A 25,117-nucleotide genomic window follows, 5' to 3' on the forward strand; every position below is an offset into this window, starting at 1 on the left:
GATAGCCGTTATTTAACAGGATGATATCAAAACAGTTACCTGACGATACGCTGGCTATAAAAAATCAGGCCGTGTCCGTGACCGCCGGACAATCCCCTTTAAGAATTATGGTTTTTCCTCATTTGATAAACCTGACGGATAGCTGGTCAATACGCGTCAGGTTTTTTATCATGGTTCTTTCCCGTTTTCCCAGGTCTACTCGTGCACGAAATATTCACTATGCTGCTGGCGGTTTTTGACCGTGCGGCATTAATGCTGATTTGCCTGTTCTTCCTCATCCGCATTCGCCTGTTTCGCGAGCTGTTGCACAAATCCGCCCACTCGCCAAAAGAGCTGCTGGCCGTTACCGCCATTTTTTCGCTGTTCGCCCTGTTCAGCACCTGGTCAGGCGTGCCGGTAGAGGGCTCGCTGGTTAACGTGCGCATTATCGCCGTGATGTCCGGCGGAATTTTGTTTGGCCCGTGGGTGGGCGTTATCACCGGCGTGATTGCCGGAACCCATCGCTACCTGATTGATATCGGCGGCGTCACGGCGGTGCCCTGCTTTATTACCAGCATTATCGCCGGGGTGCTCTCCGGCTGGATCAGCCGCAAAATCCCGAAAAAACAGCGCTGGCGCGCAGGGATCGTCGCAGGCATGGTATGCGAAACGCTGACCATGATCCTGGTCGTCGTCTGGGCCCCGACCACCGCGCTGGGGCTGGATATCGTCTCGAAAATCGGGATTCCGATGATTCTGGGCAGCGTGTGCATCGGTTTTATCGTGCTGCTGGTGCAAAGCGTTGAAGGGGAAAAAGAGGCCAGCGCCGCCCGTCAGGCCAAGCTGGCGCTGGATATCGCCAACAAAACGCTACCGCTATTTCGCCACGTTAACGCGGAGTCGTTGCGTCAGGTCTGCGAGATTATCCGCCACGACATCCACGCAGACGCCGTCGCCATCACCAACATTGACCACGTGCTGGCCTACGTTGGCGTCGGGGAACACAACTATCGCGACAACGATGACACCATCAGCCCAACCACCAGACAGGCGATCAACTACGGTAAAATCATCATTAAAAATAATGATGAAGCCCACCGAACGCCGGAAATCCACTCGATGCTGGTGATCCCATTGTGGGAGAAAGGCGTCGTGACGGGCACCCTGAAGATTTATTACTGTCACGCGCATCAGATCACCTCCTCGCTCCAGGAGATGGCGATTGGCCTGTCGCAGATTATCTCCACCCAGCTGGAAGTCTCCCGTGCAGAACAGCTGCGTGAGATGGCAAATAAGGCAGAGCTGCGCGCGCTGCAGAGCAAAATCAATCCCCATTTCCTGTTTAACGCGCTGAACGCGATCTCCTCGTCCATACGTCTTAATCCGGACACCGCGCGACAGCTGATTTTTAACCTGTCGCGCTATCTGCGCTACAACATCGAGCTAAAAGATGACGAGCAGATCGACATCAAAAAAGAGCTGTATCAGATCAAAGACTACATCGCGATTGAGCAGGCGCGCTTTGGCGACAAACTCACGGTCATTTACGATATTGATGAAGAGGTCAACTGCGTGATCCCGAGCCTGCTTATCCAGCCGCTGGTCGAAAACGCGATTGTTCACGGCATTCAGCCGTGTAAAGGCAAAGGCGTCGTCACCATCAGCGTCACCGAAAGCGGCAACCGCGTGCGTATTGCGGTGCGCGATACCGGCCACGGCATTGATCCAAAAGTTATTGAGCGCGTGGAGTCTAACGAGATGCCCGGAAATAAAATCGGCCTGTTGAACGTGCATCACCGGGTCAAGCTGCTTTACGGCGATGGGCTGCACATTCAGCGTCTTGAACCGGGCACCGAAATTGCTTTTTACGTCCCGAACGAGCGCACTCCCGTTCATTCAACAACATCACTGTTGCCCCAGGTGGAGTAACCCATGAAAGTCATCATCGTAGAAGATGAAATCCTGGCTCAACAGGAGCTAACCTGGCTTATCAACACCCACAGCCAGATGGAGATTGTGGGCACCTTTGATGACGGTCTGGACGTGCTGAAGTTTCTGCAGCATAACCGGGTCGACGCTATCTTCCTGGATATCAACATTCCGTCGCTGGATGGCGTATTGCTGGCGCAAAACATCAATCAGTTTGCCCATAAGCCGTTTATTGTGTTCGTGACCGCATGGAAAGAGCACGCGGTAGAGGCCTTCGAGCTGGAAGCGTTTGACTATATCCTTAAGCCTTACCAGGAGTCGCGGATTGTCAGCATGCTGCAAAAGCTGGAGGCCGCATGGCAGCAGCAGACCGCCCCTGCAAGCGCCACCCCAACGGTACGGGAAAACGACACCATTAATCTGGTCAAAGATGAGCGCATCATCGTGACGCCGGTCAATGATATCTACTATGCCGAAGCCCATGAAAAGATGACGTTTGTTTATACGCGGCGGGAATCTTACGTGATGGCGATGAACATCACCGAGTTTTGCAGCAAGCTGCCTGCGTCGCACTTTTTCCGCTGCCACCGCTCGTTCTGCGTGAATTTAAACAAAATCCGCGAGATCGAACCGTGGTTTAACAACACCTATATCTTGCGCCTGAAGGATCTGGATTTTCAGGTGCCGGTGAGCCGCAGCAAGGTGAAAGAGTTCCGCCAGCTTATGCACCTGTAACGAAAAAGCCCTCTCCCGTGGGAGAGGGCCAGGCATCAGAGAATCTGACCGAGAACCTGACGCAGGTGGGCACCCGCCCCCAGCAGGCCTGGGTTATCATGCACGATCAGATAAACCGGGATGTCCTGCACGTAGCTTCTGAAGCGCCCTTTATCCTCAAACCCGCCGCGGAAGCCGGAGGCTTTAAAGAAGTCGAGGAAGCGCGGCACAATGCCGCCCGCGATATAAACGCCCCCGAAGGTGCCCAGCGTCAGCGCCAGGTTGCCGCCGAAGCGTCCCATAATCACGCAGAACAGCGACAGGGCACGACGGCAGTCAATGCAGCTGTCCGCCAGCGCGCGTTCGGTGACGTCTTTCGGCTGCAGGTTTTCCGGCAGACGACCGTCCGACTTCACAATCGCCCGGTACAGGTTCACCAGCCCCGGTCCTGACAGCACGCGTTCGGCGGAGACGTGGCCGATCTCCGCGCGTAATTCTTCAAGGATAATGCCCTCTTCTTCGCTGTTTGGCGCAAAGTCAACGTGACCGCCTTCACCCGGCAGGCTCACCCAACGCTGAGCAACGTGCACCAGATGTGAAACGCCCAGACCGGTACCGGCCCCGTAAACCGCAATCGGCTTACCTTCGACCGGCTCAGCGCCACCGAACTGGATCAGATGCTCAGACTTCAGCATCGGGATCGCCATGGACACCGCGGTGAAGTCATTGATGATTTCAAGATGCGCAAAGCCGAGGTTTTTTTTCATCTCGGCGATGGAGAATGCCCAGGTATGGTTGGTCATGGCGACCCAGTCGCCGGTTATCGGACAGGCAATGGCGATGCAGCCATCTTCGACGCTTACCTGATGCTCGTCCAGATAGGCGCGAACAACAGCCTCAAGACTTGGATAATCCAGCCCGGAATAGGTTTTCGCCCGGGAAATTTCACCGCTACTTATATCGCATAATGCGAGGCGCGCGTTCGTGCCGCCCACATCACCTACCAAAGCATACTTTGTCATTCTTCTACTGCTCCGCTAAAGTCAGAATAAATCTTTGGGACACTGTAAATTCAAGGCGTGATAACAACAACGACCGGAAGGTGAATGCCCATGGATTATCGATCTTCGTCACAGAATAACTTTACCGTTTCAGCACCTTTTGCACTATTGCCATAAGGCTTAATGTGCAAAGTAACGTCATACCGTTTTGTACAAGGAAATCATCATGCTCCACCCGCGAGCCAGAACCATGCTGTTGCTGGCCATTCCGGCGCTCATCATTGGCGTGGTTTCAAGTCTGGTGCTCATCGTCGTGATGAAAGTCGCGTCGGTGCTGCAAACACTATTATGGAACGCGCTTCCTGCAGGACTGGGCGTCACCGCTGACTCTCCTGCCTGGATTGTTGGGATGCTGACGTTAACCGGTATTGCGGTGGGCCTGGTGATCCGTTTCAGTCCCGGCCATGCTGGACCAGACCCGGCGCAGGAACCGCTGATTGGTGCCCCGGTTTCCCCTTCGGCACTGCCGGGGCTGATTATCGCGTTGATTCTCGGTCTGGCCGGCGGCGTCAGCCTGGGGCCAGAGCATCCGATTATGGCCGTGAATATTGGCCTGGCAGTTTTTCTCGGTTCACGCATTTTGCCCCGCGTCGGCGCGCTGGACTGGACCATTCTCGCCTCAGCAGGCACCATCGGGGCGCTTTTCGGCACGCCCGTGGCGGCAGCACTGATCTTTTCGCAGACGCTCAGTAGTAATAACGATGTCCCGCTCTGGGATAAACTGTTTGCTCCGCTGATGGCCGCCGCTGCCGGGGCGTTGACCACCAGCCTCTTTTTCCATCCCCATTTTTCACTCTCCCTGCCCCACTACGGCCAGATGCAAATCGCCGATATCTTCAGCGGCGCCATCGTCGTCGCCATCGCCATTGCGCTGGGCATGGTGGCAGTATGGTGTCTTCCACGTCTGCACCGGCTGATGCATCGACTCAAACACCCGGTGTTGATTCTGGGTGCTGGCGGTTTGATCCTCGGTATTTTAGGCGCAATCGGCGGGCCGGTGACGCTGTTTAAAGGTCTGGACGAGATGCAGCAGCTGGCTTTCAGCCAGATATTTAGCGTCTCCGACTATCTGCTGTTTGCCGTGATCAAGCTGGCAGCGCTGGTGGTGGCGGCCGCCTGCGGTTTCCGTGGTGGACGCATCTTCCCGGCGGTCTTTGTCGGCGTCGCGCTGGGGCTGATGCTGCACGAGCATGTCGATGCGGTCCCGGCGGCGATTACCGTCTCTTGTTCTATTCTGGGGTTGGTTCTGGTGGTCACGCGCGACGCATGGCTAAGCCTGTTTATGGCGGCGGTCGTCGTACCGGACTCGACGCTTTTCCCTCTGCTTTGTATCGTGATGTTGCCCGCCTGGCTCCTGCTGGCGGGCAAACCGATGATGATGGCCTGGCGAAACGACAAATAATCAGGCGCTATTGCGCGCTTCCAGCGCTTTGGTGATCGCCCCCAGCAGCGGTGGGATATCGGCTTTCGGCAGCATCACCTCAATCAGCGAGAGCCGCTCGTGATGCGCCACTTTTTCAAGGACGTCCGCCAGCTGCTCCGCTTCACTGACCCGCCAGCACTGGGCCTGAGGATCAAGGCTCAGTGCCTGCGGGATTTGCGTCCAGTTCCATAGCGCAATGTCGTTATACCGCTGCTCAGGCCCATGGATCGCTCTTTCAACCGTATACCCTTCGTTGTTAAGGACCAGAATGATGGGGTGTTGTTTATCCCGCAGCATCGAGCCGAGCTCCTGGATGGTGAGCTGCGCCGCGCCATCCCCCGTCAGAACAATCACGCGCCGGTTCGGGCAGGCCGTTTGTGCGCCAAATGCCGCCGCCAGCGTATAGCCAATCGATCCCCACAGCGGCTGGACGATAAAATTCACATCAGCCGGCAGACGAAGGTCGATCGCGCCGAAGGCCGAGGTGCCCTGATCCGCAAGAATGATGTCTCCCGGACGAATAAACGTCTGCAGCGTTTGCCAGAAATTCGCCTGCGTCAGCGAGCCATCCGGCTGCGGGTAGGCCATCGCGCTTTGAGAGGACGGCACGGGCGTCTCGTGCACGTGCTGTTTGCACAGCTCCACCAGCGTTTCGATTGCCTGAAGCATGGGGATGCCGGTAAACCAGATATCACCAACGCGTGAGGCATGAGGCTGAACTTCTATCGTCTGCGCCGGGGTGAGCTGATGCGTGAAGCCGGCGGTCAGGGTATCGGTAAATCGCGTGCCGATGCACAGTACGGTATCCGCCCCTTCAATTGCCTCTTTTACCGCGCCAGCGCTCGCCGAACCGCTGTAGGTGCCGTAAAAACCAGCGTGACGCTCGTCGAATATCCCTTTGCCCATCAGCATGGTGGCGTGTGCCATCGGCACGTCTTTGACCCATTTCTGTAGCGCCTGCTTCAGGCCATGGCGCAGGACAAGGAAATCGGCCAGCAGTGCAGTACGCTTGCTCCTGGCAAGCCTGTTTTCTGCAGCATCCCGGAATGCTTTCAGGCAGGCGCTATCGGCATGCGTATGCCGGAGCGTGAGAGCGTTTACAGGAGGGGTGGCGGCTTTTTTTGCCACGTCGGCAGGCAGCATCAGATAGCCGGGGCGACGCTCCCGGAGCATGGTCGTTAACACCCGGTCGATTTCATAACAGGCGTTTTGTTCGGTCAGGATCGCCTGCGCAGCGGTGATCGGCTCGCTCATATGATAAAAATGACGAAACTCACCGTCGCCCAGCGTATGGTGCAGCAGCTCACCTCTTTGCTGTGATGCCATTCCCGGCGCACCCACAATATGCAAGACCGGAACGTGCTCGGCGTAGCTGCCCGCAATGCCGTTCATGGCGCTTAACTCTCCTACGCCAAATGTCGTCAGTAGCGCGGCGAAGCCCTTACAACGGGCATATCCGTCAGCGGCGTAAGAGGCGTTTAATTCGTTGGCACAGCCCACCCAACAGATATCCGGGCTGTCTATTACATGGTCGAGAAACTGCAGGTTATAGTCGCCCGGCACGCCAAACAGATGATCGGCTCCACAATCTGTAAGACGGTCCAGCAGGTAATCGGCGACGCAGTATGGGGTACGCATAAACAGGTATCCTTCTAATGTTTTGACCTCACCTTGAGTATTAAATAAGCGTGATGGGTGTCCAGAATTGGCGATAAGAAGGACATGGAAAGAATGCTTTACAAAAAAGGCTGCGCTATGCTGCTTTTTTTCACGTAAATGTAAACGCATACACTGATTTTTCACTTCAGCGCCAGAGGTTACGAAAATGGGTTATCAGCCGGACAAAAATCGTTACGGGACAATGGAGTATCGCCGCTGCGGACGAAGCGGGCTCAGGTTGCCCGCCATCTCGCTTGGGCTGTGGCATAACTTTGGTGACGCCACCCTTATCGAAAACAGCCGTCAACTTTTACAGCGTGCGTTCGATCTGGGCATTACGCATTTCGACCTTGCCAACAACTATGGCCCGCCTCCCGGATCCGCGGAACGTAATTTCGGCCGTATTTTGCAGGAGGATTTCCTGCCCTGGCGCGACGAGCTGATCGTCTCCACCAAAGCGGGTTATACCATGTGGGAGGGTCCGTACGGCGACTGGGGATCGCGCAAATATCTGCTGGCAAGCCTCGATCAAAGCCTGAAGCGCATGGGGCTGGAGTATGTGGATATCTTCTATCATCACCGGCCAGACCCGGAAACGCCGCTACAGGAAACCATGAAAGCGCTTGACCATGTGGTGCGTCAGGGGAAGGCTCTGTATGTCGGATTATCCAACTACCCGGCGGTTCTGGCTCGCCAGGCGATTGATATCCTTAATGACCTCGGGACACCCTGCCTGATCCACCAGCCGAAATACTCCCTCTTTGAACGTGCGCCGGAAGCGGGACTGCTGGACGTGTTGCAGGAAAAAGGGGTCGGCTGTATTCCCTTCTCGCCGCTGGCTGGCGGGCAACTGACCAATCGCTATCTGCACGGCATTCCTGCAGACTCACGCGCGGCAAGCGGCAGTCAGTTCCTTAAACCCGATCAGCTCACCGAAGAGAAGCTGGAAAAAGTCAGGAAGCTGAATGCCCTGGCAGAAAGTCGCGGCCAGAAGCTGTCCCAGATGGCGCTGGCCTGGGTATTACGCCATGAGGAAGTGACCTCGGTGCTGATTGGGGCAAGTAAAGCGGCTCAGATTGATGACGCCGTGGGAATGCTGGCAAACCGCCATTTCTCAGAGGAAGAATTGGCCCGCATAGACGCGATCCTCAGCAGCTCAAAATAACATCACTTTTAGCAAAAAGTGCTCTCACCCAGGAATTCGGAGTTGAGGCGATGATACGAAGGTTTACCAACTCGTAAAATTGCGTTAACAGGCCCTACAAAGGCCCCGATCGTGAAGGAGAAAGAGTATGTTCAGGTCACTGATTCTTGCAGCGGTATTACTGGCTTCGGCGCCGCTGATCGCCACTGCGGGCGAAATCACCCTGTTGCCATCAGTAAAATTACAAATTGGCGATCGTGACGACTACGGCAGATACTGGGACGGCGGCTACTGGCGCGACCGTGATTACTGGCATCGTCACTATGAGTGGCGCGGCGATCGCTGGTGGAAACATGATAACGGCAGACACCGCGGCTGGTATAAAGACAGCGCCTATGAGCGCGGTTACCGTGAAGGCTGGCGGGATCGTGACGACCGTCGCGGCGGCTGGGGTCGCGGCAAAGGTCACGGACATGGCCACCACGGTCATGACGACTAACAGCAAAAAGGAGCCTCATGGCTCCTTTTTCTTTTACAGCCCCAACGCTGTGCCAATCAGCAACCACAGGTTCAGCGCCACCACCACCACCACGATGGCCCACCCGGTCCGTTTCACCAGCGTCGAGTTGACCAGCTCGCCCATCAGGGTTTTATCGCTGGTAAAGATCAGCAGCGGCACCAGCGCCAGCGCAATACCAAAACTCAGCAGCACCTGGCTCATGACCAGAATTCGCGTGGGGTCGAGCCCCATCAGAATCACGATAAATGACGGCAGCATGGTAACGGAGCGACGCACCCACAGCGGAATATGGAACCGGACAAACCCCTGCATCACCACCTGGCCTGCCAGCGTACCCACCACCGTAGAAGAGAGACCAGCAGCCACCAGGCTAAGACCAAATATCGTGGCGGCAGCATGGCTCAGCAGCGGCTCCAGCGTGAGATACGCCTGGTCGAGGTCGGCAATACCGGTATGACCGTTAAAGTGGAAAGCCGCGGCTGCTGTTGCCATCATCGCCAGATTGACAAACCCCGCGATGGTCATGGCGATCGCGACGTCCCACTTGGTGGCGGAGTAGCGCTCTTTACGCGTCCCACCGTGGAGATGCTGCGTCAGCGAGGAGTGCAGATAAATCACGTGCGGCATGATGGTCGCTCCCAGCACGCCGGCGGCCAGGAAAACCGCTTCCGAGGTTGGCAGGCTTGGGATCGCCATCCCTTTAGCGAGCTGCGCCAGATTCGGCTGTGAGAAAATCAGTTCGACAATATAGGCCGCCGCCACAAACAGCAGCAGACCGCCAATGACCTTCTCCAGCGGCTTTTGACCCCGACGCTGTAGCATCAGGATCAGGAACGTAGCAATCCCGGTCAGTACCGCCCCCTGCAACAGCGACACGCCCAGAATCAGCTTAAAGCCGATTGCTGCGCCGATAAATTCAGCGAGGTCAGTGGCCATGGCGATGATTTCAGCCTGAACCCAGTAGAGCCAGACGGCGGGACGCGGATAATGGTCGCGGATTTGCTCCGCCAGGTTTTTACCCGTCGCAATCCCCAGCTTTGCGGAGAGCATCTGAATCAGCATCGCCATGAGGTTAGCCCAGACGACCACCCACAGCAGCTTATAGCCGAAGCTGGCCCCGGCCTGAATATTGGTCGCAAAGTTACCTGGATCGATATAGCCAATGGCAGCGATGAACGCAGGTCCCATTAATGCGAACCGCAACTTGCGCGCTGCTCTGCCACTGCTACCCTCTACGCGACTGTTTGTCATTTCTGCCTCTGAAATATAGCCTTTGCTATGTTTAATGCTATCAAAATGAGAATGATTATCAAGATCATTTATAAAGTTTGCAGTGATTTCTCTGATAGCTTTGAACGATAGACGGGCGGGTAAGTTGGGCGATCTAACAGAAACTGAAATCGCGGGCTCTTTTGTGAAGACTAGCACACAAACTTAACTTTTCACTCATTTACCTAACATAACAAAAATGTATTGTGGATCACTATTTTTGAGACTCGTCACAGGATGTAACTATAGTGTGTCCTCGATCTCGTTTTCTTTTCGGTTGTTACATAGAATGTGCACGAAAATTAAACCTGCCTCATATTTGGAGCAAATATGGACCGCGTCCTTCATTTTGTCCTGGCACTTGTTGTCGTTACTGCACTCGCATTGCTGGTCAGCACAGACCGCAAAAAAATTCGTATTCGTTATGTTGTCCAACTGCTGGTCATTGAAGTTTTACTTGCGTGGTTCTTCCTGAACTCCAACGTAGGCCTCGGCTTCGTGAAAGGCTTCTCCGAAATGTTCGAAAAACTGCTCGGATTCGCCAACGAAGGGACCAACTTTGTCTTCGGTAAAATGAACGACGAAGGTCTGGCGTTCTTCTTCCTGAAGGTTCTGTGCCCTATCGTCTTCATCTCCGCGCTGATCGGTATTCTGCAGCATATCCGCGTTCTGCCGTTCGTGATCCGTGGAATTGGCTTCCTGTTATCCAAAGTGAACGGCATGGGTAAGCTGGAATCTTTCAACGCCGTCAGTTCCCTGATCCTCGGTCAGTCTGAGAACTTCATCGCGTATAAAGATATTCTCGGCAAGATGTCCCGCAACCGCATGTACACCATGGCGGCAACCGCAATGTCTACCGTTTCCATGTCTATCGTGGGCGCGTATATGACCATGCTGGAACCAAAATACGTGGTTGCTGCGCTGGTACTGAACATGTTCAGCACCTTTATCGTTCTGTCGCTGATCAACCCATACCGCGTTGACGCCAGCGAAGAGAATATCCAGATGTCAAACCTGCACGAAGGCCAGAGCTTCTTCGAAATGCTGGGTGAGTACATTCTGGCCGGTTTCAAAGTCGCGATCATCGTTGCCGCCATGTTGATCGGCTTCATTGCGCTGATTTCTGGCCTGAACGCCCTGTTCGCCGCGGTGCTGGGTATCTCCTTCCAGGGCATTCTGGGCTACATCTTCTACCCGGTTGCATGGGTGATGGGTGTTCCGGCTCACGAAGCGCTGCAGGTGGGCAGTATCATGGCAACCAAGCTGGTTTCTAACGAATTCGTTGCGATGATGGATCTGCAGAAAATTGCCAGCACGCTTTCTCCGCGCGCGGAAGGCATTCTCTCCGTGTTCCTGGTCTCTTTCGCGAACTTCTCGTCCATCGGGATTATCGCGGGTGCGATTAAAGGCCTGAACGAAGAGCAGGGTAACGTGGTTTCTCGCTTTGGCCTGAAGCTGGTTTATGGCTCTACGCTGGTGAGCGTCCTGTCCGCGTCCATTGCGGCACTGGTTCTGTAACGTTTACCGTTAAACAAAAACCGGGAGCCTGGCTCCCGGTTTTTTTATGCCCGCATTTCTTCCAGCGGTTTGGGTTTACCTATCAGGTAGCCCTGCAGGTAATCCACACCGAAGCGGAGCAACATCTCCCGCTGTGCCGGTGTTTCCACATATTCCGCGACGACGCAGAGCGATTTCGTCTTTGCCAGATTACACATCGACTGCACGATCATTGCATCCATGTCATCTGTACAAATGTCTTTCACAAAGCAGCCGTCGATTTTAATGATGTCCGCCTGCAGGCGTCTGAGACGCTCATAGTTAGCGTAGCCAGTACCAAAATCATCGATGGCGATCCGGAAACCGTAATCCCGCAGCTGCTGAATATTGTTGATACTCGAGCCTGAATTGGAGAATGCCTGCTCTTCGGTAATCTCAATCACGACGGCCTGCGGTGCCACGCCGTACCGTTCAAACAGCGCGCAAATCTCGGTCGCCACCTCTTTTTGCATCAGCGTCAGCGGCATCAGGTTGACGGAAAAACGGGCGCCAGCGTGCGTTGCAGGGTTATCGCGCAGCCACACCAGTAATTTTTCCATGACACACATATCAAACCGGTGGCTGAGGTTGAACTGCGCAATCAGCGGAATAAAGCGGTCAGGGGTAATAATCTCCCCCTCGCTCTCCATTCGCGTCAGGATTTCATAGTACCCACTTCCGTCCGCCTTCTGGATCGGCTGCGCATACAAATGGAACTGCCCCGCCTCCAGGGCATGCTTAATCCGCGCCAGCATCAGGACACGCTCTGTCGTCTGTCCTGATGCCGCCTCAAGGCTATTCGTGAGCGCGAGTACGTTTTGCTCTCCGCAGGCCTGTTCTGCCAGCCAGCTCAGTTGCCCCAGCGTGTGATGCAGCTTTTCGCCGTTTTCGACCATTCCCCAGGACGCGCCAAACTCAATATCCAGCCCGGTGTTGTTCCAGAAAATCTTATTGCTGTTGAGCCGATCGACCATATGCTGGAGACGTTCAGCAATTTCCGGCCCGAGCAAGACCAGCACCAGCTCGCTTCCGGGTAGCTGGAAGAGCAGCTCATCTTTTTGCAGGAGCGGCTGAAGCGACGTGGCGATCGTTCGTTTGCAGTGGACCCGCATGATAATGCCGTAGTGGCGGCTCAAAAACTCCAGATTGTCCATGCGCAGAATGCACACTTTGGCATCCGGATGGATTTCAAGGTAATCCTCCAGCGCACGAATATTGGGCAAACCGGTAAGAGGATCGGTCAGCGCCCTGTCCTGCCAGCCCCGCTTCAGCCACTCGCTGCGCTGGTAAATTCGCGACATGTAAAGCAAGCAGATGGCGAAAGAGATCAGCACGGAGAGGATAAAGGAGAGCGAATGGCCCGATTCCACCCCGTTAAGGAAGTTATAGTTGTAGGTCAGCAGCAGGAGCGCTGAGGTGGCCCACAGCAGAGAAATCAACGCATAGGTCAGGCGGCTTATCGCTAAGGTAAAAAGAATAAAAATCAGCGGCATCAAATAGCCCGCAATGACCGGTGATTCAAAAGGACCACATAAAATGACGAGAATGAAGCCTAAGAGCATCAGCCAGACAAAAATATATAACGGATTCTTGTGATAAAACACGGGCTTCACGCTTCGCCGCCAGAAGGCGATGGCATAACGAGGATTAATTATCATTCTTAATGGGTAATAGAACATCATGGTAAAAATCAGCCCCGCGCATATCAGGCTTTGAATATCCACAACGCTATAAATTACCGTTCCTTCGCCAAAATAAGTTGAAATAGTCACCGGAAAATCAAACAAATAGCCTGCCATATACATCGACAGTTTAATACCTAACGGCACCATAAAACCGAGCCAGAATATACGTAGCCCGATGTGCTTGTTAGGAATGCTGTGGCGCCAGCGCTTGCCCAGCATAAGGCGCAGCAGGCCGCACGCCGCGAACAGCGCAAAGGTCTGACAGAAAAGCAAAACTGAATATTGTAGCGGCGCTAAATCAACATAAAATAAATTAGTGACAGTAAAACCTAACACAATGGGAAGAATTGCCCGGCGCCCAAATATCAAAATTACCGCCAGCATCACGCTGAGTGGCAACCATGCTAAATAAACGTCATGACCATTAACAATTGCACGCGGGGAGAGATAACGGGAGACAGGTACCGCAATCAGGCAAAGTGCCAGGGCAATCATAAATATCTTTACATTATTATACGTTTTTCTATTCATTAAGTTGGGGAATATATTATCCGTCCGAATCATTGACCGGATGGATAATAGGTTTATTAATTGCACGAATCAAGTTCAAGTCTATTTATAGACTGGTTTATTGATGTCGATTGAGGAGAGGTACAGGAATACCTTCTTTTTGATAACAAAATGCAGTAATGGACGTTACAAACAGATAAAAAAAAACCCTCGTCATATGACGAGGGTTTACAATTTTGGTGGAGCTAAGCGGGATCGAACCGCTGACCTCTTGCATGCCATGCAAGCGCTCTCCCAGCTGAGCTATAGCCCCACATGTGACTTTACTGACCGCACTCTGTTGGGTTCAGAGTTTGGTGGAGCTAAGCGGGATCGAACCGCTGACCTCTTGCATGCCATGCAAGCGCTCTCCCAGCTGAGCTATAGCCCCATCGTAAAGCTGTCATGTTGACGGGCGGCATAATATGAATTCCGCTGCGGAGTGTCAACGGCAAAATCAATGACCGCCGTTCGATCGCCGAAAAATCATGCAAATGAATCACTTTGCGAGCGTGCTCGTAATCAGGAGTTAAGCCTGTCACGTTTTCACGTAAAACGGTGCTATAAAATGAGCCGTTAATTAACCCCACAGATATTCAGGAAATTGTATGATCAAGGAACGAATGACGCCAGAAGAGTTAGCCCTGCTCACTGGCTATAGCCGCCAGACCATCAATAAATGGGTACGCAAAGAGGGTTGGATTACGTCACCAAAACCAGGCGTCCAGGGCGGAAAAGCGCGCCTGGTACATGTGAACGAAAAAGTCCGTGACTTTATCCGCAGCGCACGTCGGGCAAGCGAAACGTCCGAACTGCCAGAAGGCACCAGCCATGATCGTTCGCTTCATACCCTCCTCCTGACGCTGGCTAATGAAATGACGCCGGAAGAGCAGAAGCAGATGACATCGCTGTTATTACGGGAAGGGATCACCGGATTGTTGCAACGTTTAGGGATACGCGATCGGGACTGATATGAAAAGATTACGGAGCAAAATGACCACGGAAGAGCTGGCGGAAAGTTTGGGCGTCGCCAGACAAACGGTCAATCGCTGGATACGTCAGCAGGGGTGGAAAACCGAAGGGCTCAACGGCGTGAAAGGCGGTCGCGCGCGGCTCATTCATGTCGATGCACGCGTGAAGGAACATATAATGAGTCTCCCGGCGATCCGCAACCGCCAGGCGGTTTACCATCTCGCGGAGGCCACGTCTGCCTATAATGGCCCCTCTTCAAACCTGTCTCCGGGCATTATAGAGACGCTGGAGAGTATGACGCCGTCAGAACAGAAGCGTCTGGACGCCTTTTTGAAACGCGAAGGCATTCACGGTTTTCTTACACGTCTGGGTATCGCGGAAAAAGAGGCATAAAAAAACGGCAGGTTACCCTGCCGTTTGTTTTTTCTTAGACGTGATTACTGCTGATTTTCACGTTCAGCGATGAAGTCCAGCGCCTTGTTAATGCGCGCCACGCTGCGTGATTTGCCGATGGCATGAACCGTTACGTCCAGCGCCGGAGACTGACCTGCACCGGTCACCGCAACGCGCAGTGGCATACCGACTTTACCCATGCCGACTTCCAGCTCGTCCGCCGTCGCCTGAATGGCGTGATGCACATTCTCAGCGGTCCACTCGGTGAGGGCAGCCAGCTTGTCACGCACCACTTCCAGCGGCTGACGCGCAACCGGGCGGAGGTGTTTCTTCGCAGCGTCCGCATCGAACGCATCAAACTCTTCATAGAAGTAGCGGCAGCTTTCAGCAATCTCTTTCAGCGTTTTGCAGCGCTCGCCGAGCAGTTTCACCAGATCCGCCAGCTCAGGGCCCGTGCGGGTATCAATATTTGCCTGCTCAATGTGCCACTGCAGATACGTCGCCACATATTCTGGCGGCATGGTATTGATGTAGTGATGGTTCAGCCACAGCAGCTTGTCAGTGTTAAACGCGCTGGCGGATTTGCTGACTGAGCTCAGAGAGAAGAGTTCGATCATCTCTTCGCGGCTGAAGATCTCCTGGTCACCGTGGGCCCAGCCCAGACGCACCAGATAGTTCAGGAGCGCTTCTGGCAGATAGCCGTCGTCGCGATACTGCATGACGCTCACCGCACCGTGGCGTTTAGACAGTTTTTTGCCGTCATCACCGTTGATCATGGAGACGTGCGCATAGATAGGCACCGGCGCGTTCAGCGCCTTCAGAATGTTGATCTGACGTGGCGTGTTGTTGATGTGGTCTTCACCGCGCACAACGTGGGTAATTTCCATATCCCAGTCGTCAACCACCACGCAGAAGTTGTAGGTTGGGGAGCCATCGGTACGACGGATGATCAGGTCGTCAAGCTCCTGGTTGCTGAATTCGATCGGGCCACGGATCTGGTCGTCAAAGATCACAGACCCCTCTTGCGGGTTAGCAAAACGCACGACGCAAGGCTCATCAGCAGCATGCTCGCTGTGGTCATGGCGGCAGCGGCCGTCATAACGCGGCTTTTCACCGTTCGCCATCTGCTCTTCGCGCAGCGCATCCAGACGCTCTTTGGAGCAGTAGCACTTATACGCCGTGCCCGCGACCAGCATCTCATCAATGACGGCGTTATAGCGGTCAAAGCGTTTGGTCTGGAAATAGGGACCTTCGTCCCATTCCAGGTTCAGCCAGTTCATCCCATCCATAATGGCTTCAATTGCTTCTGGCGTGGAGCGCTCAAGATCGGTGTCTTCAATACGCAGCACGAACTCACCTTTGTTGTGGCGTGCGAAAAGCCAGGAATAGAGAGCGGTACGTGCACCACCGACGTGCAGATAGCCTGTCGGGCTCGGCGCGAAGCGAGTTTTGATTTTCATGAAATGGCCTTACGTTATAAAGATGCCGGCAATCGGCAAATCCTGGGGAAAAAACGATGGGCAATATTCTATCACTGTGCGGCGATTCCTCAATGTTGTTCCCTGAATCGGGCCCGAGTTTGCGATTTTTGTTTAGAAATCATGCGCCACTGCCCGTTTCGCGATCGTTTTGCTTAATTTTACGACGAACGAATAAAAACTTTAGAAAATGCGTTGACTCATTTTCAACTCTCCCTATAATGCGACTCCACACAGCGGGGGTGATTAGCTCAGTTGGTAGAGCATCTCCTTTACACGGAGGGGGTCGGCGGTTCGAGCCCGTCATCACCCACCATCTACTTCGGTAGGCTCGCAGTGTAGATAAGAATTGAGATTGGGCGATTAGCTCAGTTGGTAGAGCATCTCCTTTACACGGAGGGGGTCGGCGGTTCGAGCCCGTCATCGCCCACCATTCTCACCTTATCGCAGCAGTTCCGAAATGGGCGATTAGCTCAGTTGGTAGAGCATCTCCTTTACACGGAGGGGGTCGGCGGTTCGAGCCCGTCATCGCCCACCATTTCGGGTCGTTAGCTCAGTTGGTAGAGCAGTTGACTTTTAATCAATTGGTCGCAGGTTCGAATCCTGCACGACCCACCAATGCAAAAAAGCGCCCTAAAGGCGCTTTTTTGCTATCTGCGATCTGGATGATTCGAACCTGCAGCAGGTTCGAGCCGAACGCAGTGAGGCACCGGAGCCGTTTACGGCGACGGCCCGAAGGGCGAGCGAAGCGAGTCATCCTGCACGACCCACCAATGTAAAAAAGCGCCCTAAAGGCGCTTTTTTGCTATCTGCGGTACTGAGCATAAAAAACATAGCCTGATGGCGCTACGCTTATCAGGCCTACGAAACCATCACACTCCTGTTAACGTTTCAATTAGCGTCTTCACCGCTGGCGTCGCCTGCTTCTCGTCATACACCACATACAAATCTGCCGGTATACGCTCTTTCAGCGGGCGGAACACCACGCCCGGCCACTGCATTTGCGCGTAACTGTCTGCTGCAAGCGTAATCCCCATGCCCATGCTGATCATCGCCAGTACCGTTTGCGGCTCAACGGCTTCACGCACGATCATCGGCGAAAACCCGGCCTGCTGGCAGACGCGATGTAAAAATGCCCAGTCAGAATGCGCTGAAGGCATCGTGACAAAATACTCGTCCTGCAACTCTGCGAGCGCAATCGATGATTCGCTCACCAGCCGGTGATCTTCCGGCATCGCCACCAGAAAAGCGGCCTCGCGTAACCGCACGCTGGTAAACCCCGCGGTAGGCTCGGTTGCCATTCGCCAGATGCCCACATCCAGCTCCCGGCGCTCAAGCAGCGCCATCTGCATGACCGGGGATTTCTCGCGGAATACGACATCGACATTCGGGTGCGATTTCAAAAAAGCGCGCATCACCGTGCGCACCTCACTCCACATGGCGGTACCGACAATACCCAGCTCAATGCGCCCTGCCTCCCCCCGGCCAATCTGCTCGACGCGAGCCAGCGCCTGGTTTGCACCGGCAAGCAAACGACGGGACTCTTCCATCAGCACCTTACCGGCATGCGTCAACGCGACGCTTCGCGAGTGGCGAATAAACAGTAACGTCCCCAGCTGGCTTTCCAGCTCTTTAATATGCAGGCTCAACGGCGGCTGAGACATATTGAGACGGGCCGCAGCCCGTCCAAAATGCAGCTCCTCCGCCACGGCCAGAAAATAGCGCAGCAGCTTGAGATCGGTCCGATAGGCGCGTTCCATCAAAACATATCCTGGCGATAACACTTATGTGCCTACCTTAAAGCCTTTCATCGTCCAGAGGGGAAATTTAGTGCGCAACTGTGCGCATCTCGCTGTTTTTGCAGGTGTGGCGATAGTTGAAGCTGAAATAAAACACCACCGCGAGCGCCAGGGCATAGGCCGCGAATACCAGCCAGATCGTCTGCCAGTCCTTCACTCCGTCCACCGAGAAATAATCGACGGCCATACCGCTCAATACCGATCCGAACCAGGCCCCGATACCGTTAACGGTTGTCATAAACAGCCCCTGTGCGCTGGCGCGGATATCGGCGCTCACCTCCTGTTCGACAAACACCGAGCCGGAAATATTGAAAAAGTCGAACGCGCAGCCGTAGACAATCATTGAGAGCATGAGCAGCACAAAGCCTGTTGCAGACGGATCGCCAAAGGCAAACAGCCCAAACCGCAGCATCCAGGCCACCATGCTCATCAGCATGACCGTTTTAATACCAAAGCGTCCGAGGAAGTACGGAATGGTCAGAATGAAGAACACTTCAGAGATTTGCGAAACAGAGAGCAAGATGGACGGATATTTGACGATAAAGCTATCGGCATACGCCGGATTACGCGCAAAATCATGCAGGAAGGGGCTGCCAAACGTGTTAGTTATCTGCAGCACGGCCCCCAGCAGCATCGCGAATAAAAAGAACACCGCCATGCGGGGCTGTTTAAACAGGACAAACGCATTGAGGCCCAGCTTGCTGGCCAGCGACGGAGACGTTTTTGTTTTCGCCACCGGAATGGCCGGCAATGTCAGAGAATAGAGCGCCAGCAGCACGGACGCGGCAGCCGCCATATAGAGCTGCAGGTTGCTCAGCTCCGCCCCCATCAGGCTTATGGTCCACATCGCGGCAATAAAGCCCACAGTGCCATACACCCGCACTCGCGGAAAATGGCCCACCGTATCCAGCCCTGCCTGTTCAAGACAGGAGTAAGAAATCGTATTCGACAGCGCAATCGTGGGCATAAAGGCCATCGCATTCACCAGCATGACCCAGAACATCAGGCCCGGCTCATTAACCTGTGCGGCATAGCAGAGCGCGACGGCGCAAACGAGATGACAAATCACGTAGGCGCGGTCTGCCCGCAGCCATTTGTCGGCAATAATTCCCACCAGCGAGGGCATAACAATCGCGGCAAGTCCTTTGGAGCTGTACACCATGCCCACGTCGGAGCCGGTAAAATGTAGGGTGTTAATCATGTAAGCGCCGAGGGTAACCAACCAGCTCCCCCAGATAAAATATTGCATAAAGGACATCATCTTTAAGCGAGTCGTGATGTTCATAACCCATTCCTTATAGCAGTGTGGCCCTCACGGGCCACTTTATTGTTTTACTCAGGCAATATGGCGAAGAAAACCGCAGATAAGATTGATAAAGTTCTGGCGGGAAAGCTCAGCGGCAGCGAGGGTTTGTTCATGCGAGAGTTTGATATCGCCCAGCCCTTCCGCGAGATTGGTAATCGCAGAAACGGCCACGACCTTCAGGCCGCAGTGACGCGCGGAAATCACTTCCGGCACTACGGACATGCCCACCACATCGCCGCCGATAATTTGCATCATGCGGATCTCGGCCGCCGTCTCGAAGTTCGGACCGGGATAAGAAACAAACACCCCTTCATGGAGCGGGAAGCCGGCTTTCGTCGCCACGGTTTGCAGAATGGCGCGGTAATCCGCGTCGTAAGCATTGGCCAGCGAGAAGAAACGCTCGCCAAAGCGCTCATCGTTCAGCCCTACCATCGGCGTGCCCGGCATGGTGTTAATATGGTCGCTCAGAGCAACCAGGCTGCCTGGCTGAACGTCCGGGCGCAACGAGCCCGCCGCATTGGTGCTAAACAGCAGTTCGCACCCCAGCAGCTTAAAGGTACGGATCGCATCGGTCATGATGGCCATCCCTCGCCCCTCATAGAAATGGCCGCGCCCCTTCATGCAGGCAACCGGCACCCCGGCAAGATGCCCGAGCACCAGCTCCCCGGCATGGCCATGCACGGTGCTCACCGGGAAGCCAGGCAGCGTTTCGTAGCTCAGGGAAACGGCGTCATCAATCTGGTCGGCAAGGGCGCCCAGGCCAGAGCCGAGAATAAACGCCACGCGAGGCGTGAAGTTTGGCTTAGCGGCGCGAATGATGTCGGCGCAGTACCACGGATTATTCGAGAGGGTCATAGAGGCTCCTTAAGGATGAAGATCGCGATGCGGGGATCGCATGACTTACGTCTTATATCCGCAGCCTGCCGGTGACCTCCAATACACTTTCACCGCACCATCAATACTGATTGTGTATCGATGCAACTCCCTGCCAGATATGGCAGTTTTGCTCAAGCTAATCCCGCCGGTGCCGATACCTCTGTTTTATACCGCGAGGAAAAAGTATGACGACCATTCAGGCTTCAACCCAACAGATACAAACCAGCGGCGCGAGTGGCACTTCGAGCAGTAACGATATCTCTGCGCAAATCACCCGCATTCTCGACAAGATCAAAAAGCTGACCCAGCAGTTAAAAGAGCTGTCGAACAGCCCCATCAGCACCGATGAGAAGAAAAAACAGCAGGAACTGATTCAGACCCAGATCAAAGTGCTGCAGGCGCAGCTCGCCGCGCTGCAGCGCCAGCAGGCCGAAGAGGCCCAGAAGAAGCAGGAACAAAAACTGGGCAAAGTGGAAGGCGTGAATAGCCCGTCAGACACTAATCAGATTGATATCTACATCTAATCTTCTGATGCGTTAAACAGTGGATCGCGTATGCGGGCCTCGGTTAATCGCTGTGCCTGGATACGCACCACTTCCCAGATAGCCTGCGCCGCCCCCGAGAGTGAACGATTTTTTCGCCGCACCAGCATTAGCTTTCGCTCGACAACGGGCGTCAACCGCTTCACGGCCAGTCGACTTCCCTGCGGCAGGGGAAGCGCCAGGGCGGGCAATACGCTGATGCCAATTCCGGCTTCCACCATGGGAAACAGCGTTGCCGGGTGACCAATCTCCTGCACGATTGCAGCCTTGACCCTCTGATCCACCAGTGCGGAATCAATCAGCGGACGGCTGCCCGAGGCATAATCCTGTAAAACCAGGTTCGCGCCCTGCAGTGACTGCCACCTGACCTCCGGTAACGCGGCCAGCGGATCGTCGTCACGGCAGAGCAGCAAAAAGGGCTCTGAAAGTACGCTTTCGCACTCCAGATCGCTCGCCTGGCCGGGATCGATAACAATACCAAAATCGACATCTCCCTGGCGGATGCTCTCCAGCACCCACTGTTGCGGTCTGTCATGCAGCACAAAATCAATGTCCGGGTAGCGATGGCTTCCCTCGGCAATACACTGAGGGATAAGGTGCGCAGAGATCGTCTGGCTGGCCGCAACCCGCACGGTACCCGAAAGCTGCTGGCCAAGTCTCCCCACGTCTCTGAGCGTGCTGTTCAGCTCATCCAGCAGCCGTTCAAGGCGCAGAGCCAGCTGCTGTCCGGCTTCGGTCAACACCACTTCGCGCGTGGTACGATCGAGTAATCTTACCCCCGTCTGATTCTCCAGCTCTTTCACGCTGTGGCTGACCGCCGACTGGCTCAGGCCAATCATCTCCCCTGCCCGGCTAAAGCTGCGGGCATGGGCGACGGTGACGAAAATACGAAGCTGGCGTAAGGAATAATTCATCTGTTTAATTCATGAATGGATGCAATAAATCAATTTTATTTCTCAAATGGAAAAAAGCACAATAGCGACATCTGTTTTCAGGAGTCATTATGAAACTATTTCGTATTGTTGATCCGTTTACGCTCACCCTGGTGGTTACCGTTTTACTGGCCTCGTTCTTTCCCGCTCGCGGCGGGTTCGTCCCGTTCTTTGAAGGGCTGACGACGGCCGCCATCGCGCTGCTGTTCTTTATGCACGGCGCAAAACTCTCCCGTGAAGCCATTATCGCGGGCGGTAGCCACTGGCGACTGCACCTCTGGGTGATGTGCAGCACGTTTATTCTGTTCCCGATCCTCGGGGTGCTGTTTGCCTGGTGGGCGCCGGTTAACGTCGACCCGGCGCTCTACACCGGCTTCCTGTATCTCTGTATTCTTCCGGCCACGGTGCAGTCCGCCATTGCCTTTACCTCTCTCGCGGGAGGGAACGTGGCGGCCGCGGTCTGCTCGGCATCAGCCTCCAGCCTGCTGGGGATTTTCGTCTCGCCGCTGCTGGTGGGCCTGCTGATGAACATGCACGGTGCGGAAGGTAACCTTGAGCAGGTGGGCAAAATCTGTCTGCAGCTGCTGCTGCCCTTTGTCCTGGGCCATCTCTCCCGTCCGTGGACCGGCGCATTTGTGGCGAAGCATAAAAAATGGATTTCAAAAACCGACCAGACCTCGATTCTGCTGGTGGTTTACTCCGCCTTCAGCGAAGCGGTCGTGAACGGGATCTGGCACAAGGTGGGGGCAGGCTCGCTGCTGTTTATCGTGGTGGTCAGCATTGTCCTGCTGGCGATTGTAATAGCGGTAAACGTCTTTGTGGCACGTAAGTGCGGCTTCAACAAAGCGGATGAAATTACGATTGTGTTCTGCGGTTCGAAGAAGAGCCTGGCGAACGGCATCCCGATGGCCAACATTCTGTTCCCGACCTCGGTGATTGGGATGATGGTGCTGCCGCTGATGATTTTCCATCAGATCCAGCTGATGGTCTGCGCGGTGCTGGCGCGTCGCTACAAGCGCCAGACCGAAAAGCTGGCGCAGGAAGCGACCCGCGCCGCGAAGGCTTAAGGACGTTTCAGGGGCTGCACCAGCTGGGTCAGCCCCTCGGTTTTGATCAGTAACGTTATCGCCATCAGCTCGCCCAGTCGCCCTGCCGGAAATTCATCCTTACGGGCAAACCACAGCAGATACTCCTCCGGCAAATCAATCAGCCTGCGGCCCTTGTATTTACCGAACGGCATCTCGGTATTGGCGATCTCAACGAGCTGCTCTTTCTCCACGTTACTCTCCTAACAGACGCATCATTTCCGCTTCGTCGATAACCTCAATGCCGAGCTCCTGGGCTTTCGCCAGCTTCGAACCCGCCGCTTCTCCGGCAATCACCAGGTCGGTTTTCTTCGACACGCTGCCCGCCACTTTGGCCCCCAGCGCCACCAGACGGGCTTTAGCATCGTCGCGTGAAAGCTGGCTCAGGCTGCCGGTGAGCACCACCGTTTTACCGGCGAACGGGCTGTCGATCTCTTCAGCATTGACCACCACCGGCGCGGGCCATTTAATGCCCTCTCCCAGCAGTTCGCCGATGACGTTACGGTTACTCTCTTCGGCAAAGAAGTTAAAGACGTGCGTGGCAACGACGATGCCGACATCCGGGACTTTCTGCAGCTCCTCGATGCTCGCCTTTTCCAGCGCCTCCAGCGTACCAAAGTATGCCGCCAGCCCCGCAGCCGTGGCTTCACCCACTTCACGAATGCCCAGCGCGTACAGGAAGCGGGCGAAGGTGGTCTCTTTGGCGGCTTCCAGCGCGTTAACCACGTTCTGGGCTGACTTTGGCCCCATGCGGTCCAGACCGGTCAGTTTACCTGCGGTCAGCCTGAAGAGGTCCGCTGGCGTGTGGACATACTCTTTCTCAACCAGCTGATCGATAATCTTGTCGCCCATGCCGTCCACGTCCATTGCGCGACGGGAAACGAAGTGCTTCAGTGACTCTTTACGCTGTGCGCCACAGATTAAGCCCCCCGTACAGCGCGCCACGGCTTCACCTTCCACACGCTCAACGTCCGAGCCACACACCGGGCAATGGGTTGGGAAGACAACCTCGCGCGTATCGTCAGGACGTTCTGACTCCACAACGTTAACCACCTGCGGGATCACGTCCCCCGCGCGGCGAATCACCACTTTGTCACCAATACGCAGGCCCAGGCGGTCGATTTCATCGGCGTTATGCAGCGTAGCGTTACTCACCAGCACGCCCGCCACCTGCACCGGCTCCAGACGGGCGACCGGCGTAATGGCTCCCGTACGTCCCACCTGGAACTCCACGTCGCGGACGAAGGTCATTTGCTCCTGAGCAGGGAACTTAAACGCCACCGCCCAGCGCGGCGCGCGCGCCACGAAGCCCAGCTGCTCCTGCAGCGCCAGTGAATTCACCTTGATGACCACGCCATCAATATCAAAGCCGAGCGTCGGACGATCCTCTTCCACCTTGTGGTAGAACGCCAGTACCGCTTCTGGCGAGTCGCAGAGCTGAACGCGGTTGCTCACCGGCAGTCCCCACGCCTTAAACTGCAGCAGACGCCCGAGATGGGTATCCGGCAGCTCGCCGCCCTCCAGAATACCGACACCGTAGCAGAAGAAAGTAAGTGGTCGCTTCGCAGTGATGCGCGGGTCAAGCTGACGCAGCGAGCCCGCCGCCGCATTACGCGGGTTAGCAAACACTTTCCCGCCGGTGCGACGCGCCTCTTCGTTAATTTTCTCGAAGCCCGCCTGCGGCAGGAACACCTCGCCGCGCACTTCCAGACGCGCAGGAATGTTGTCACCCTGAAGCTTCAGCGGGATCGCGCGGATGGTACGCACGTTAGTGGTGATGTCTTCACCCGTCGTGCCGTCGCCACGCGTCGCGGCACGCACCAGCACGCCGTTTTCATAGAGAAGGCTGACGGCGAGGCCATCCAGCTTCAACTCGCAGCACCAGGTGAGCGCGTCGCTGCTTTTCAGGCGATCCTGCACGCGCTTGTTAAACGCGAGGAAGCTCTCTTCATCGAAGACGTTATCCAGCGACAGCATTGGCACTTCATGCCGCACCTGGCTGAAGGCCCCCAGCGGCTCTGCGCCGACGCGCTGGGTGGGGGAATCCGGCGTGATGAGTTCTGGATGCTGCGCCTCTAATTCCCGCAGCTCACGCATCAGGCGGTCATACTCCGCATCCGGGACTTCCGGTGCGTCCATAACATGATAGAGATATTCATGATGGCGAAGCGTGGTTCGCAGTTCAGTGAGTTGTTGTTCGATTGAGTCCATATCACACCATCAATGAGAAAAAACCCCCGACATGCGGGGGTTGAGGAGGAGTTGA

General features: G+C 55.1%; 21 protein-coding genes, 6 tRNA genes and 1 other RNA gene. 15 read left to right on the plus strand and 13 right to left on the minus strand.

All coding sequences use genetic code 11. The features are described from left to right. Window positions 1–201 precede the first annotated feature (201 nt). Window positions 202–1,908 carry a sensor histidine kinase gene (locus F3J31_RS05525; RefSeq protein WP_045909389.1) on the plus strand — a complete coding sequence of 569 codons (1,707 nt, stop codon included), beginning with the start codon at window positions 202–204 and terminating at the stop codon, window positions 1,906–1,908. Between the two features lie 3 nt (window positions 1,909–1,911). After that, window positions 1,912–2,643, plus strand: coding sequence for a LytTR family DNA-binding domain-containing protein (locus F3J31_RS05530; protein ID WP_167211802.1), 732 nt, complete (start codon window positions 1,912–1,914; stop codon window positions 2,641–2,643). A gap of 35 nt (window positions 2,644–2,678) precedes the next feature. Here the strand turns inward: F3J31_RS05530 and glk are convergent, their stop codons facing one another. Next, the gene (gene glk, locus F3J31_RS05535; protein ID WP_167211805.1) at window positions 2,679–3,644 is read right to left on the minus strand and encodes a glucokinase; all 966 of its coding nucleotides are present in this window, start codon (window positions 3,642–3,644) and stop codon (window positions 2,679–2,681) included. Between the two features lie 205 nt (window positions 3,645–3,849). Here glk and F3J31_RS05540 point away from each other — a divergent pair, with 205 nt between their 5' ends. Beyond that, window positions 3,850–5,085 (plus strand): ion channel protein, encoded by a 1,236-nt coding sequence (locus tag F3J31_RS05540; RefSeq protein ID WP_045909392.1) that lies wholly within the window; start codon window positions 3,850–3,852, stop codon window positions 5,083–5,085. On the opposite strand, the gene ipdC is transcribed toward F3J31_RS05540, so the two are convergent. Then, complete coding sequence (gene ipdC, locus F3J31_RS05545) at window positions 5,086–6,744, minus strand: indolepyruvate decarboxylase (protein ID WP_167211807.1); 1,659 nt, start codon at window positions 6,742–6,744, stop codon at window positions 5,086–5,088. A 187-nt stretch (window positions 6,745–6,931) separates the two neighbouring features. Between ipdC and mgrA the strand changes: the two genes are divergently transcribed. Both mgrA and F3J31_RS05555 read left to right on the plus strand, forming a co-directional pair. Beyond that, complete coding sequence (gene mgrA, locus F3J31_RS05550) at window positions 6,932–7,930, plus strand: L-glyceraldehyde 3-phosphate reductase (RefSeq protein WP_167211810.1); 999 nt, start codon at window positions 6,932–6,934, stop codon at window positions 7,928–7,930. Between the two features lie 127 nt (window positions 7,931–8,057). Beyond that, a complete protein-coding gene (locus tag F3J31_RS05555) occupies window positions 8,058–8,408 on the plus strand; it encodes a DUF2502 domain-containing protein (RefSeq protein ID WP_048224360.1) in 351 nt (116 codons plus the stop codon). 33 nt (window positions 8,409–8,441) lie between these two features. On the opposite strand, the gene F3J31_RS05560 is transcribed toward F3J31_RS05555, so the two are convergent. After that, window positions 8,442–9,680: an Nramp family divalent metal transporter gene (locus F3J31_RS05560; protein ID WP_167211812.1), complete on the minus strand. Its 1,239-nt coding sequence runs from the start codon at window positions 9,678–9,680 to the stop codon at window positions 8,442–8,444. A gap of 348 nt (window positions 9,681–10,028) precedes the next feature. Between F3J31_RS05560 and F3J31_RS05565 the strand changes: the two genes are divergently transcribed. Beyond that, the gene (locus F3J31_RS05565) at window positions 10,029–11,216 is read left to right on the plus strand and encodes a NupC/NupG family nucleoside CNT transporter (RefSeq protein WP_045909397.1); all 1,188 of its coding nucleotides are present in this window, start codon (window positions 10,029–10,031) and stop codon (window positions 11,214–11,216) included. A 44-nt stretch (window positions 11,217–11,260) separates the two neighbouring features. On the opposite strand, the gene F3J31_RS05570 is transcribed toward F3J31_RS05565, so the two are convergent. From F3J31_RS05570 to F3J31_RS05580, 3 genes are all read right to left on the minus strand, one after another. Further along, a complete protein-coding gene (locus F3J31_RS05570) occupies window positions 11,261–13,450 on the minus strand; it encodes an EAL domain-containing protein (protein WP_167211815.1) in 2,190 nt (729 codons plus the stop codon). A gap of 216 nt (window positions 13,451–13,666) precedes the next feature. Then, window positions 13,667–13,742 (minus strand) — tRNA-Ala (locus F3J31_RS05575). A 41-nt stretch (window positions 13,743–13,783) separates the two neighbouring features. Continuing rightward, a tRNA-Ala gene (locus F3J31_RS05580) sits at window positions 13,784–13,859 on the minus strand. A gap of 217 nt (window positions 13,860–14,076) precedes the next feature. On the opposite strand from F3J31_RS05580, the gene F3J31_RS05585 reads away from it, so the two are divergent. Together F3J31_RS05585 and F3J31_RS05590 are read left to right on the plus strand one after the other, a co-directional pair. Further along, window positions 14,077–14,439: a YfeC-like transcriptional regulator gene (locus F3J31_RS05585; protein ID WP_045909399.1), complete on the plus strand. Its 363-nt coding sequence runs from the start codon at window positions 14,077–14,079 to the stop codon at window positions 14,437–14,439. 1 nt (window position 14,440) lies between these two features. After that, window positions 14,441–14,833, plus strand: a complete 393-nt coding sequence (locus tag F3J31_RS05590; protein WP_045909400.1) for a YfeC-like transcriptional regulator — start codon at window positions 14,441–14,443, stop codon at window positions 14,831–14,833. Between the two features lie 44 nt (window positions 14,834–14,877). Here F3J31_RS05590 and gltX read toward each other — a convergent pair whose 3' ends face one another. Next, window positions 14,878–16,293 carry a glutamate--tRNA ligase gene (gene gltX, locus F3J31_RS05595; protein WP_167211818.1) on the minus strand — a complete coding sequence of 472 codons (1,416 nt, stop codon included), beginning with the start codon at window positions 16,291–16,293 and terminating at the stop codon, window positions 14,878–14,880. Window positions 16,294–16,551: 258 nt separating this feature from the next. On the opposite strand from gltX, the gene F3J31_RS05600 reads away from it, so the two are divergent. The 5 genes from F3J31_RS05600 (at window position 16,552) to F3J31_RS05620 (ending at window position 17,084) form a co-directional block, all read left to right on the plus strand. After that, window positions 16,552–16,627: transfer RNA gene (locus tag F3J31_RS05600), tRNA-Val, on the plus strand. A 41-nt stretch (window positions 16,628–16,668) separates the two neighbouring features. Continuing rightward, window positions 16,669–16,744, plus strand: a tRNA-Val gene (locus F3J31_RS05605). A gap of 29 nt (window positions 16,745–16,773) precedes the next feature. Beyond that, window positions 16,774–16,849, plus strand: a tRNA-Val gene (locus tag F3J31_RS05610). A 4-nt stretch (window positions 16,850–16,853) separates the two neighbouring features. After that, window positions 16,854–16,929 (plus strand) — tRNA-Lys (locus F3J31_RS05615). 26 nt (window positions 16,930–16,955) lie between these two features. Further along, a non-coding RNA gene (locus F3J31_RS05620) (RtT sRNA) lies at window positions 16,956–17,084 on the plus strand. A gap of 99 nt (window positions 17,085–17,183) precedes the next feature. On the opposite strand, the gene F3J31_RS05625 is transcribed toward F3J31_RS05620, so the two are convergent. From F3J31_RS05625 to xapA, 3 genes are all read right to left on the minus strand, one after another. Next, window positions 17,184–18,071, minus strand: coding sequence for a LysR family transcriptional regulator (locus F3J31_RS05625; RefSeq protein ID WP_167211821.1), 888 nt, complete (start codon window positions 18,069–18,071; stop codon window positions 17,184–17,186). A 67-nt stretch (window positions 18,072–18,138) separates the two neighbouring features. After that, complete coding sequence (locus F3J31_RS05630; protein ID WP_167211824.1) at window positions 18,139–19,395, minus strand: nucleoside permease; 1,257 nt, start codon at window positions 19,393–19,395, stop codon at window positions 18,139–18,141. A 51-nt stretch (window positions 19,396–19,446) separates the two neighbouring features. Continuing rightward, a complete protein-coding gene (gene xapA, locus F3J31_RS05635) occupies window positions 19,447–20,271 on the minus strand; it encodes a xanthosine phosphorylase (protein ID WP_167211827.1) in 825 nt (274 codons plus the stop codon). A 206-nt stretch (window positions 20,272–20,477) separates the two neighbouring features. Here xapA and F3J31_RS05640 point away from each other — a divergent pair, with 206 nt between their 5' ends. Further along, the gene (locus F3J31_RS05640) at window positions 20,478–20,816 is read left to right on the plus strand and encodes a FlxA-like family protein (RefSeq protein ID WP_045909442.1); all 339 of its coding nucleotides are present in this window, start codon (window positions 20,478–20,480) and stop codon (window positions 20,814–20,816) included. Here F3J31_RS05640 and F3J31_RS05645 read toward each other — a convergent pair. Beyond that, window positions 20,813–21,748, minus strand: a complete 936-nt coding sequence (locus tag F3J31_RS05645) for a LysR family transcriptional regulator (protein ID WP_167211830.1) — start codon at window positions 21,746–21,748, stop codon at window positions 20,813–20,815. The two genes, F3J31_RS05640 and F3J31_RS05645, sit on opposite strands and share 4 nt — an antisense overlap. An 89-nt stretch (window positions 21,749–21,837) precedes the next feature. Here F3J31_RS05645 and F3J31_RS05650 point away from each other — a divergent pair, with 89 nt between their 5' ends. Beyond that, window positions 21,838–22,833: a bile acid:sodium symporter family protein gene (locus F3J31_RS05650; RefSeq protein ID WP_045909444.1), complete on the plus strand. Its 996-nt coding sequence runs from the start codon at window positions 21,838–21,840 to the stop codon at window positions 22,831–22,833. On the opposite strand, the gene F3J31_RS05655 is transcribed toward F3J31_RS05650, so the two are convergent. Beyond that, a complete protein-coding gene (locus tag F3J31_RS05655) occupies window positions 22,830–23,045 on the minus strand; it encodes a DUF3820 family protein (protein WP_003861328.1) in 216 nt (71 codons plus the stop codon). The genes F3J31_RS05650 and F3J31_RS05655 overlap by 4 nt on opposite strands. A 1-nt stretch (window position 23,046) precedes the next feature. Continuing rightward, window positions 23,047–25,062, minus strand: coding sequence for an NAD-dependent DNA ligase LigA (ligA, locus tag F3J31_RS05660; RefSeq protein ID WP_048226150.1), 2,016 nt, complete (start codon window positions 25,060–25,062; stop codon window positions 23,047–23,049). Window positions 25,063–25,117 lie beyond the last annotated feature (55 nt).

Source organism: Enterobacter sp. Acro-832, assembly GCF_011752745.1.
In the GTDB taxonomy this organism is placed as follows: domain Bacteria; phylum Pseudomonadota; class Gammaproteobacteria; order Enterobacterales; family Enterobacteriaceae; genus Enterobacter; species Enterobacter quasiroggenkampii.

Coding starts and splice junctions, on each gene's coding strand:
- F3J31_RS05530 (WP_167211802.1), top strand. CDS start 1,912: ATGAAAGTCATCATCGTAGAAGATGAAATCCTGGCTCAACAGGAGCTA.
- glk (WP_167211805.1), bottom strand. CDS start 3,644: ATGACAAAGTATGCTTTGGTAGGTGATGTGGGCGGCACGAACGCGCGC.
- F3J31_RS05540 (WP_045909392.1), top strand. CDS start 3,850: ATGCTCCACCCGCGAGCCAGAACCATGCTGTTGCTGGCCATTCCGGCG.
- ipdC (WP_167211807.1), bottom strand. CDS start 6,744: ATGCGTACCCCATACTGCGTCGCCGATTACCTGCTGGACCGTCTTACA.
- mgrA (WP_167211810.1), top strand. CDS start 6,932: ATGGGTTATCAGCCGGACAAAAATCGTTACGGGACAATGGAGTATCGC.
- F3J31_RS05555 (WP_048224360.1), top strand. CDS start 8,058: ATGTTCAGGTCACTGATTCTTGCAGCGGTATTACTGGCTTCGGCGCCG.
- F3J31_RS05560 (WP_167211812.1), bottom strand. CDS start 9,680: ATGACAAACAGTCGCGTAGAGGGTAGCAGTGGCAGAGCAGCGCGCAAG.
- F3J31_RS05565 (WP_045909397.1), top strand. CDS start 10,029: ATGGACCGCGTCCTTCATTTTGTCCTGGCACTTGTTGTCGTTACTGCA.
- F3J31_RS05570 (WP_167211815.1), bottom strand. CDS start 13,450: ATGAATAGAAAAACGTATAATAATGTAAAGATATTTATGATTGCCCTG.
- F3J31_RS05585 (WP_045909399.1), top strand. CDS start 14,077: ATGATCAAGGAACGAATGACGCCAGAAGAGTTAGCCCTGCTCACTGGC.
- F3J31_RS05590 (WP_045909400.1), top strand. CDS start 14,441: ATGAAAAGATTACGGAGCAAAATGACCACGGAAGAGCTGGCGGAAAGT.
- gltX (WP_167211818.1), bottom strand. CDS start 16,293: ATGAAAATCAAAACTCGCTTCGCGCCGAGCCCGACAGGCTATCTGCAC.
- F3J31_RS05625 (WP_167211821.1), bottom strand. CDS start 18,071: ATGGAACGCGCCTATCGGACCGATCTCAAGCTGCTGCGCTATTTTCTG.
- F3J31_RS05630 (WP_167211824.1), bottom strand. CDS start 19,395: ATGAACATCACGACTCGCTTAAAGATGATGTCCTTTATGCAATATTTT.
- xapA (WP_167211827.1), bottom strand. CDS start 20,271: ATGACCCTCTCGAATAATCCGTGGTACTGCGCCGACATCATTCGCGCC.
- F3J31_RS05640 (WP_045909442.1), top strand. CDS start 20,478: ATGACGACCATTCAGGCTTCAACCCAACAGATACAAACCAGCGGCGCG.
- F3J31_RS05645 (WP_167211830.1), bottom strand. CDS start 21,748: ATGAATTATTCCTTACGCCAGCTTCGTATTTTCGTCACCGTCGCCCAT.
- F3J31_RS05650 (WP_045909444.1), top strand. CDS start 21,838: ATGAAACTATTTCGTATTGTTGATCCGTTTACGCTCACCCTGGTGGTT.
- ligA (WP_048226150.1), bottom strand. CDS start 25,062: ATGGACTCAATCGAACAACAACTCACTGAACTGCGAACCACGCTTCGC.